This window comes from uncultured Halovibrio sp., from assembly GCF_913056445.1.
Taxonomy (GTDB): Bacteria; Pseudomonadota; Gammaproteobacteria; order Pseudomonadales; family Oleiphilaceae; genus Halospina; species Halospina utahensis_B.
On sequence record NZ_CAJXMA010000106.1, the window covers coordinates 1 to 8,888 of the forward strand.

The following is an 8,888-nucleotide window of genomic DNA, read 5'->3' on the forward strand; positions in this document are numbered from 1 at the left end:
TTCCCCCGGAAGGTTACCGCGTTACCGGAGATCGCCATTCGGGTTTCAGATCCCTGGAACTGGCGAAGCGTATTACCACCCATGACAACCTGGAATCCCTGATCCCAATCACCACTGGTTGGCTGGAGCGTTACCTGCTGCCCTTCGCGCAGCGCCTGCGACCGCGCAAAATTTAGGGCGCCCACAAGACGGTTGGTGCTTGATGTCACCTGATTGTTCTCAACGAGGGTCTGGAACCCGGGCACCGCAACCGCCGCAATCACAGCCAACAACACGATCACGATCATCAGTTCAACCAGCGTGAACCCTCTCTGGGTTAGCCCTGCTGTGCGGACAGAATTTTCCATTCCAATACGCCTCATGACGCGCCTCGTCCAATCGATGGACACGGCTCAATGACTCAATGTTCAGAATAGCGTGGGTTACGGAAATGTCAGCCGGTGGCCGACGAGCGGAACGGATGAGGGGATGAGCGGTAAAACGGTGTGAAAGATTTCACACCGGAATGATCACGGAGGCCCGGGTCAGGCCTCCACTTCCTTGGCGGGAATCCGCAGCGCCTTGGGCATGCTGAACACCACGTTCTCCTGTTCGCCTTCGAGCTCGTCAGGAGTCTCACCACCGAACTCGCGCAGGCGCGCCACGACCTCTTCAACCAGGACCTCAGGCGCGGAGGCCCCGGCCGTCACGCCCACGGCGCCCACGTTTTCAAGCCATGAGGCTTCAATCTGGTCAGCCGCATCAATCAGGTAGGCGGGCGTATCCATACGTTCAGACAGCTCGCGCAGGCGGTTGGAGTTGGAACTGTTGGGCGAGCCCACCACCAGCATCAGGTCGCACTCGGCGGCGAGCATTTTCACCGCGTCCTGACGGTTCTGGGTGGCGTAGCAGATGTCGTCCTTTCGCGGGCCCTGGATGGCCGGGAAACGGGTCTGGAGGGCATCGATCACGCGTGCGGTGTCGTCCATGGAAAGTGTTGTCTGGGTCACGAAGGCCAGCTTTTCAGGGTTCTTCACCTGCAGCTTCTCGACATCGGCCTCGCTTTCCACCAGGTAGATGTCACCGCCATTGCTGCGGTCGTACTGGCCCATGGTGCCTTCCACCTCGGGGTGGCCGGCATGGCCGATGAGGATGCATTCACGGCCTTCCCGGCTGTAGGTCATGACCTCCATATGCACCTTGGTCACCAGCGGGCAGGTGGCATCAAAAACCTGCAGCCCGCGGTCCTGGGCTTCCTGCTGAACAGCCTGGGAGACGCCGTGGGCGCTGAAGATCACCCAGGCATCGTCAGGCACCTGGTGCAGCTCGTCCACGAATACGGCGCCACGCTCGCGCAGGTTGTCCACTACGAACTTGTTGTGGACGACTTCATGCCGCACGTAGATAGGGGCGCCGTACACATCGAGCGCCCGATTGACGATCTCGATGGCGCGGTCAACGCCGGCACAGAATCCACGGGGATTGGCGAGCTTGATCTGCATGGTCATGATTCCCGGTGCTTACTGGACATCCACAATCGAGACTTCAAACTCAAGTGTCTTGCCCGAGAGTGGGTGGTTAAAATCTACCTCAACGGTATCATCATCAAACGCCTTGATGACACCGGGCACTTCCGCCTTGGCCGCATCCGCGAAGGAGAGCACCATGCCCTCTTCCAGCGGCAACTCGGGGCTGAACTCGCGGCGCTTGAAGGTCTGGACGTTGTTCGGGTTGGGCTGGCCAAAGGCGTCTTCAGGCGGTACTGAGAAGGTCTGCCGGTCGCCTGCTTTCAGGCCGTGCAGGCAGCGCTCGAACGCCTCCGGCAGGTTACCATCGCCCACGGTCAGCGTGGCCGGCTCTTTCTCAAAGGTGGAATCCACGTCCGAGCCGTCTTCCAGCCGCAACGCGAAATGCAGGGTCACCTGGCTGTCCGGTCCGATTACGCTCATTGCCTGTTGCCCTTTTGCTGTGACCCGCTGTCGCCCTGCTCGCCGCTTATAAACAGATCCAGCAGCAGCATAATGGCGCCAACGGTAATGAAACTGTCCGCCACGTTAAAGGCGGGGAAATGGTAGCCGGCCCAGTGGAAATGGAAAAAATCCACCACATAGCCGTGCACCACGCGATCGTAGAGGTTGCCGACAGCGCCGCCAAGCACGAACGCCAGCGCGATGCCGAGCCAGGTCTCGTGCCGCTTCAGCCGTGTCAGCCACACCACCAGCACCCCCGAGATGACGACCGCGAGCGATATGAAAAGCCAGCGCTGCCAGCCGGCCCCCTCCGAGAGGAAACTGAAGGCCGCGCCAGTGTTGTGCAGCAGCGTCAGATTGAAGAACGGCAGAACCACGTTGGCCTCACCGTAATCCAGCATGGCCGTGGCGGCGGCCTTGGTGGTCAGGTCCGCGATCACGATGAAGGCCGCGATGATAAGCCCGTTACGGGCCAACGGTGTCAGCATACCGTTACGCAAACCGCCGTTTTTCGCCATCGCCGCTGATGTTGCTGATGCAGCGGCCGCACAGATCCGGGTACTCGCTGTGCTCGCCCACATCCGGGCGATGGTGCCAGCAGCGTTCGCACTTGGTATGGCCGGCGGCGACCACCGCCACCTTGAGCCCTTCAACGTCCGTCTCCGGGGCATCACCCGCCTCGGCCAGCGGCGCGACACGGGCCTCGGACGTAATCATCACGAAACGCAGCTCGTCACCCAGGCGCTCCAGCAGTTCCTTAAGCCCGCCGTCCGCGTAGAGGGTGACCTCGCCGCTGAGCGAGCCCTTGATCGTGCCTTCATTCCGGGCCGCTTCAAGCTGCTTGTTCACGGCGCTGCGCACCTCGATGAGCGTATCCCACTCATCCTGCTTGATCGGCGCGTCCGCAGGCAGCGCTTCCAGCCCTTCGTGCCAGGTGGCCCAGTGCACGCTCTCATCGCGCTCCCCGGGGATATGCTGCCAGATCTCATCCGCCGTAAAGGTCAGGATGGGCGCGATCCAGCGCGAGAGGGCCTCGGCCACGTGATAGAGCGCTGTCTGGCAGGAACGCCGCTCCAGGCTGTCCGGCTGGGTGGTGTATTGGCGGTCCTTGATGATGTCCAGGTAGAAACCGCCCAGATCCAGGATGCAGAAGTTGTGTACCTTCTGGTACACCTGCAGGAAGCTGTAGCGGTTGTAGGCGTCGATCACCTCCTCCTGAAGGCGCCGCGCCCGGTCCACCATCCAGCGGTCCAGCGCCACCATGTCATCAAAGGCCACACTGTTTGTGGCCGGGTCGAACCCGTCCAGATTGGCCAGCAGGAAGCGCGAGGTATTGCGGATACGCCGGTACGCGTCTGCCGTGCGCTTGAGGATGTCCTGGGAGACTGACATCTCGGCGCTGTAGTCCGTCGCCGCGACCCAGAGCCGCAGAATATCCGCGCCCAGCTCGTCCATCACCTTCTGGGGCGCGATCACGTTGCCCATGGACTTGGACATCTTGTAGCCCTTCTCGTCCACGGTGAAACCGTGCGTCAGCACTTCCTTGTAGGGGGCCATCTTCTTGATGGCAATGCCGGTCTTCAGCGAGGACTGGAACCAGCCGCGGTGCTGGTCCGAGCCTTCCAGGTACAGGTCCGCGGGGTAGCGGTTTAGGTCCTCGCGCCGGTCCAGCACCGAGGCGTGGGTCACACCCGAGTCAAACCAGACGTCCAGTGTGTCCGTCACCTTCTCGTAGGTGTCCGCGTCATCGCCAAGCAGTTCGCGCGCATCCAGCTCATACCAGGCGTCGATGCCGTCCTTCTCGATGGCCTTCGCGGCCGCCTCGATCAGCTCCGGGGTGCGCGGATGAAGTTCATAGGTGTCCTTATGGACGAACAGCGTGATTGGCACCCCCCAGGTACGCTGGCGTGAGATGCACCAGTCCGGGGATTGCTCGATCATGCCCTCGATGCGCTGCTGCCCCCAGGACGGAATCCAGCACACACCGGGAATGGCCTCCAGAGCGCCTTGCTTGAGCCCGTTGCGGTCCATGCTGATGAACCACTGGGGCGTGGCCCGGTAGATGAGCGGCGTCTTGGTCCGCCAGCAGTGCGGGTAACTGTGTTTGAAGGACTCCTGGAACAGCAGGCAGCCCTCGCGCGCCAACGCTTCACAGACCGGCGTATCCGCCTTGTAGATGTGGATGCCCGCGAACTCACCCGCCGCTTCGGCGTAGGTGCCGTCCGCCTTGACCAGGTTAAGTGTGCCGATGCCGTTCTCGCGCCCGATCTCGAAGTCATCGGGGCCGTGGTCCGGTGCGGTATGAACGAGGCCGGTACCCGCATCCGTGGAAACATGATGGCCGAGCACAACAGGTACCTGGCGTTCATAGAGCGGGTGCTGCAGCATCACCCCGGTGAGCGCCGCGCCACGGCAGCGTGCCACCACCTCGGCGTTCTGCAGGCTCCAGCGCTCGGTCACCGTCTCGCGCAGCTCTTCGGCTACCACGAGGTATTCGGCGCCACGACCAGCGTCGGCACGGATCAGGCTGTATTCCAGTTCCTCGTTAACGGCCACCGCCTGGTTCGCGGGAATGGTCCAGGGGGTCGTGGTCCAGATCACCAGTGATACCGGAGCATCCAGTCCGTTTTCACCAAACGCGGAAGCCACCCTACCCGGATCGACAGCCGGGAAACGGACGTCAATCTGGATGGAGGTCTTCTCCTGGTATTCCACTTCGGCCTCAGCAAGCGCGGACTGGCCGACCACACTCCAGTAGACGGGTTTGAAGCCCCGCTCCAGGTGCCCGTTGTCGATGATACGGCCCAGGGAACGGACGATGTCCGCTTCCACCTTCGGGTCCATGGTCAGATAGGGGTTATACCAGTCCCCCATTACCCCCAGGCGGATGAAGTCCTGACGCTGGTTGTCCAGCTGCTCGGCGGCGTAATCGCGGCAGGCCTGGCGGAACGTCTTGTAGTCCACCTTGTCACCGGCCTTGCCGATGTCCTGCTCAACCTTGTGCTCAATGGGCAGCCCGTGACAGTCCCAGCCCGGCACATAAGGGGCATCATAGCCCATGAGGTTGCGGGACTTGACCACCATGTCCTTGAGGATCTTGTTGACCGCATGACCAATGTGGATGCTGCCGTTGGCGTAGGGCGGGCCGTCGTGCAGCACGAAGCGCTCGGCGCCCGCACGGCGCTGGCGCAGCGTGCCGTAGAGGTCCAGACGGTTCCAGCGCTCAAGCATTTCCGGCTCGCGCTTGGAGAGGTTCCCACGCATGGGGAAATCCGTCTTTGGCAGGTTCAGCGTGTCTTTGTAATCGCTCATGAAGGTTCCCGGAGTCTGTCGTTTCGGTCAGCGTTCCACATTGGTCGGTACCGGGCGGTTGTTCGCCAGCCAGTCACGCCCCTGGTTGATGTCCTCGTGAATCCGTTTTTCCAGCTCGTCCACGGAATCGAACTTGACCTCGTCCCGCAGATGGTAAAGGAAGGTCACCCGTAACCGCCGACCGTAGAGGTTGGCGGAGAAATCCAGCAGGTGCACCTCCAGCGACGGGTACTGCCCATTGACCGTCGGGCGCATGCCGATGTTCGCAAGCCCCCGCTCAACATGCCCACCGGGCATCTCGACCGTCACCACATACACCCCCCGTAGCGGCGGTTTGCGCCCGCTGAGCAGGATATTGGCCGTGGGCACCCCGAGTTCACGCCCCAGGGCCTTGCCGTAAACCACCCTGCCGGAGAGCGAATAGGGCCGCCCCAGCAGTTCGTGGGCATCCGCCAGCCGGTTTTCACCCAGCGCCTGCCGCAGACGGGTGGAGCTGATACGTTCGCCCCCCACCCGTATGGTCTGGGTATGCTCCACTTCAAAACCCCGCTCGGCACCAACCTGTTGCAGAAGCCGGAAATCGCCCCTGCGGTCACAGCCGAAGCGGAAATCATCGCCCACCACCAGGTGCTGCACGTTCAGCCCTTCCATCAGGACCTGCTCGATGAAGTCCATGGCCGAGAGATTGCGCAGCCGGGAGCGGAACTGTAGGCAGACCACAATATCCACATCATGGGAGAGCAGCATTTCCACTTTTTCCCGGAAACGCATCAGCCGTGGCGGCGCATCGGCACCGCCAAAGAACTCCCGCGGCTGGGGCTCGAACACCATTACCACCGAGGGAACGCCCAGCTGATGGGCCCGGTCCCGCACCTGGTCAATGATTACCTGGTGACCACGATGGATACCGTCAAAGTTGCCTATGGTGGCGACACACCCATTCGCAAGGGGGTTGTCACTGCGTTCCGCCCAGCGCTTGAGATTGTGCAGCCCTCGGATCAGCCGCATGCGGGGCTCCTCCTGATTTTCGGGGACCGCGGATTATACCGCAATGGTGGGACCGGGCCCAATGCCCGCCGTTGCAACAGGCCTCAATGCATACGGAAATGCCGCAGCCGCACGCCGCAGATCAGGAGCACGGCGAAGTAGGCCAGGACCCCACCGGTCACCAGAGCGGCAGTGAAGGCGATGCGCGTGAGCAGATCAAAGTCCAGCCACTGCGCAGCCGCCGGCGCGAAGGCGAACAGCAGCCCACCCATGACAGCGTTGGCCGCCAGCAGCTGCAGCGCGAAGCGCCCCCAGCCTGGCTGGGGCCGGAAGACGCCTTCACGGTACAGCCCCCGCAGCAGCAGGCTGCCGTTCATCCAGGCGGAGAGTGCCGTTGCCAGCGCCAGCCCGGCGTGTGCCAGCGGCCAGACCAGGATGAGGTTGAAGACCATATTGGAGGTCATGGCGATCACCGCGATCCGGACCGGGGTCCGCATGTCCTGCCGGGAAAAGAAACCGGGCGCCAGAACCTTAACCAGCATGAAGGCAATCAGCGCCAGGGCATAGGCCCGCAGGCTCTGCGCCGACATGAACACATCCCGCGCTGTGGTTTCGCCGTAATGGAAGAGGGTTGCGACCAACGGCTCCGCCAGCAGGCACAACGCCAAGCCTGCCGGGATACCCAGTAGCAGCACGCTGCGCAGCGCCCAATCCAGAGTGCGTGAAAAGGCATCCATGGACTCGTCCGCGTGTTTGCGGGAGAGATTCGGCAGGATCACGGTGCCGATAGCGACACCAAAGATCCCCAGCGGCAACTCTGAAAGGCGATCCGAGTAATAGAGCCAGGACACACTGCCCGTCTCCAGCATTGAGGCCAGTATGGTATCCAGTAGCAGGTTGATCTGGCTGACCGAGACCCCGAACAGCGCGGGTGCCATGAGCTTCATGATCTGGATAACGCCTTCATGCCTATAATCGATTCTTGGCCGCGGCAGCAGATTGAGGCGGGCCAGAAACGGCAGCTGGAACAGCAGCTGCAGAACACCGGCGATCAGCACCCCCCAGGCCAGTGCCAGCACCGGCTCCTGCATATAGGGGGTCAGCCAGATGGCGCTGGCGATCATGCTCAGGTTCAGGATCACGGGCGTGAACGCCTGGACCCCGAAAATGTCGTAGCTGTTCAGTGTGCTGCTGCAGAAGGCCGTAAGCGAGATCAGCATCAGATAGGGGAAGGTGATGCGCAGCATTTCCACCGCCAGCGGGTAGCGCACTTCGTCCCCGATGAAGCCAGGCGCAAACGCCGCTGTGATCCAGGGCGAGCCCAGTACCGCCAGCACGGACAGCACCAGCAGCACAAACCCCAATGACCCGGCCACGGTATTGACCAGTGAGTGCACCGACCGGGTGTCATACTTCTGGCGATATTCGGACAGCACCGGCACAAACGCCTGGTTGAAGGCACCCTCACCGAAAAGCCGACGCAGGAAGTTGGGAATCTTGAACGCCACAAAGAAAGCGTCCGCGTCCGGGCCGGCCCCGAAGTAGCGCGCGATCACAATGTCCCGGGCCAGCCCCAGGACCCGGGAAAACATGGTGAAAACGGCGAAGATGCCGGAGGACCCCAGCAGGCCACGGGAGCGACCGGCCGGCGGCGTCTCATCGCTCTGCGATGCTGGCTCTGTCTGCGGCTCCTGAGTCATGCCTGCTGATCCCGGGTGAAAACGCCGGATACTACCACCCCGCCCGCCGGATGACGACAGCACCACCGCCCTGTCCTTGACAACAGGCCATCTGCGCGGCATTATTCCGCGTCATTTCAGACCCATTGGTAACCCGAATTCGAGGAGTCAAACGGTGGCTAACTCTCCGCAAGCAAGAAAGCGTGCCCGCCTCAACGAGATCCAGCGCAAGCACAACGCTGGTCAGCGCTCACGCGCCCGTACCTTCATCAAGAAGGTCGAGACCGAGCTGAACAAGGGCAACGCGGAAGGTGCACGGGAAGCGTTCCGTCAAATGGAACCCGTGCTCGACAGCAGCGTAAACAAGGGCATCTTCGCCAAGAACAAGGTGGCCCGCCACAAGAGCCGCCTCAACGCCCGCATCAAGGCGCTTCAGTCCGCCTGATCGGCACCGGGTTGCCGTCCAGCAGACAGACCCCGCCTCGGCGGGGTCTGTCTGTTTCAGGGGGCGGGAAAGCCGGTTTACACCAGAACCATGTTATCCCGGTGTATCAGCTCCTCCTCCTGAAGGTAACCCAGCCGCTCGGCAATCTGCTCACTGGGGCATCCCACCAGTTGCCGGGCTTCAGCCGCATCATAGCTGACCAGCCCACGCGCGACCTCCCGGCCCTGTTCATCCACACAGGAAACCATTTCGCCACGCCGGAACGCACCCTCTACCCGACGCACCCCGACCGGTAGAAGACTCCGCCCGCCTTCAGTGAGCACCCGCACAGCCCCTGCGTCCAGAACCAGCCGCCCACGCGTGCGCAGATGCCCCGCCATCCACTGCTTACGGGCATCCAGCCGCTCCTGGTCCGGAACCAGAAGGGTGCCTACCGGCTCACCGGCCCGGGCCCGGGTCAGGACCGCCTCCATGCGCCCACCCGCGATCAGCGTGAAGGCGCCGGAACGAGCCGCC

9 protein-coding genes are annotated in these 8,888 nt (G+C 62.5%); 1 reads left to right on the forward strand and 8 read right to left on the reverse strand.

Features of this window, described 5'->3' with window-relative positions:
- The 7 genes from QZ501_RS14040 to murJ form a co-directional block, all read right to left on the reverse strand.
- The coding region (locus QZ501_RS14040) for a GspH/FimT family pseudopilin (RefSeq protein ID WP_295720374.1) at window positions 1-347 on the reverse strand (347 nt) is incomplete at its 3' end.
- A 177-nt stretch (window positions 348-524) separates the two neighbouring features.
- Window positions 525-1,481, reverse strand: a complete 957-nt coding sequence (gene ispH / locus QZ501_RS14045; protein ID WP_151440332.1) for a 4-hydroxy-3-methylbut-2-enyl diphosphate reductase — start codon at window positions 1,479-1,481, stop codon at window positions 525-527.
- Window positions 1,482-1,499: 18 nt separating this feature from the next.
- On the reverse strand, window positions 1,500-1,928 hold the full coding sequence (gene fkpB, locus QZ501_RS14050; protein WP_095618057.1) for an FKBP-type peptidyl-prolyl cis-trans isomerase: 429 nt from the start codon (window positions 1,926-1,928) through the stop codon (window positions 1,500-1,502).
- Window positions 1,925-2,437, reverse strand: coding sequence for a signal peptidase II (lspA, locus tag QZ501_RS14055; RefSeq protein WP_192497304.1), 513 nt, complete (start codon window positions 2,435-2,437; stop codon window positions 1,925-1,927). Before lspA ends, fkpB begins: the two co-directional genes overlap by 4 nt.
- Before the next feature lie 4 nt (window positions 2,438-2,441).
- A complete protein-coding gene (gene ileS, locus QZ501_RS14060; RefSeq protein ID WP_295720379.1) occupies window positions 2,442-5,261 on the reverse strand; it encodes an isoleucine--tRNA ligase in 2,820 nt (939 codons plus the stop codon).
- A gap of 27 nt (window positions 5,262-5,288) precedes the next feature.
- Complete coding sequence (gene ribF / locus QZ501_RS14065) at window positions 5,289-6,269, reverse strand: bifunctional riboflavin kinase/FAD synthetase (RefSeq protein WP_151440335.1); 981 nt, start codon at window positions 6,267-6,269, stop codon at window positions 5,289-5,291.
- A gap of 83 nt (window positions 6,270-6,352) precedes the next feature.
- Window positions 6,353-7,948 (reverse strand): murein biosynthesis integral membrane protein MurJ, encoded by a 1,596-nt coding sequence (murJ, locus tag QZ501_RS14070; RefSeq protein ID WP_151440336.1) that lies wholly within the window; start codon window positions 7,946-7,948, stop codon window positions 6,353-6,355.
- 154 nt (window positions 7,949-8,102) lie between these two features.
- Between murJ and rpsT the strand changes: the two genes are divergently transcribed.
- Complete coding sequence (gene rpsT / locus QZ501_RS14075) at window positions 8,103-8,372, forward strand: 30S ribosomal protein S20 (RefSeq protein ID WP_151440337.1); 270 nt, start codon at window positions 8,103-8,105, stop codon at window positions 8,370-8,372.
- 77 nt (window positions 8,373-8,449) lie between these two features.
- On the opposite strand, the gene QZ501_RS14080 is transcribed toward rpsT, so the two are convergent.
- Window positions 8,450-8,888: PUA domain-containing protein (locus tag QZ501_RS14080; protein ID WP_363174797.1), on the reverse strand; the 439-nt coding region annotated here is incomplete at its 5' end.

What these genes read in the sequence shown, in the direction of transcription:
- fkpB (WP_095618057.1), bottom strand. Translation starts at nt 1,928, where the DNA reads ATGAGCGTAATCGGACCGGACAGCCAGGTGACCCTGCATTTCGCGTTG.
- lspA (WP_192497304.1), bottom strand. Translation starts at nt 2,437, where the DNA reads ATGCTGACACCGTTGGCCCGTAACGGGCTTATCATCGCGGCCTTCATC.
- ribF (WP_151440335.1), bottom strand. Translation starts at nt 6,269, where the DNA reads ATGCGGCTGATCCGAGGGCTGCACAATCTCAAGCGCTGGGCGGAACGC.
- ileS (WP_295720379.1), bottom strand. Translation starts at nt 5,261, where the DNA reads ATGAGCGATTACAAAGACACGCTGAACCTGCCAAAGACGGATTTCCCC.
- murJ (WP_151440336.1), bottom strand. Translation starts at nt 7,948, where the DNA reads ATGACTCAGGAGCCGCAGACAGAGCCAGCATCGCAGAGCGATGAGACG.
- ispH (WP_151440332.1), bottom strand. Translation starts at nt 1,481, where the DNA reads ATGCAGATCAAGCTCGCCAATCCCCGTGGATTCTGTGCCGGCGTTGAC.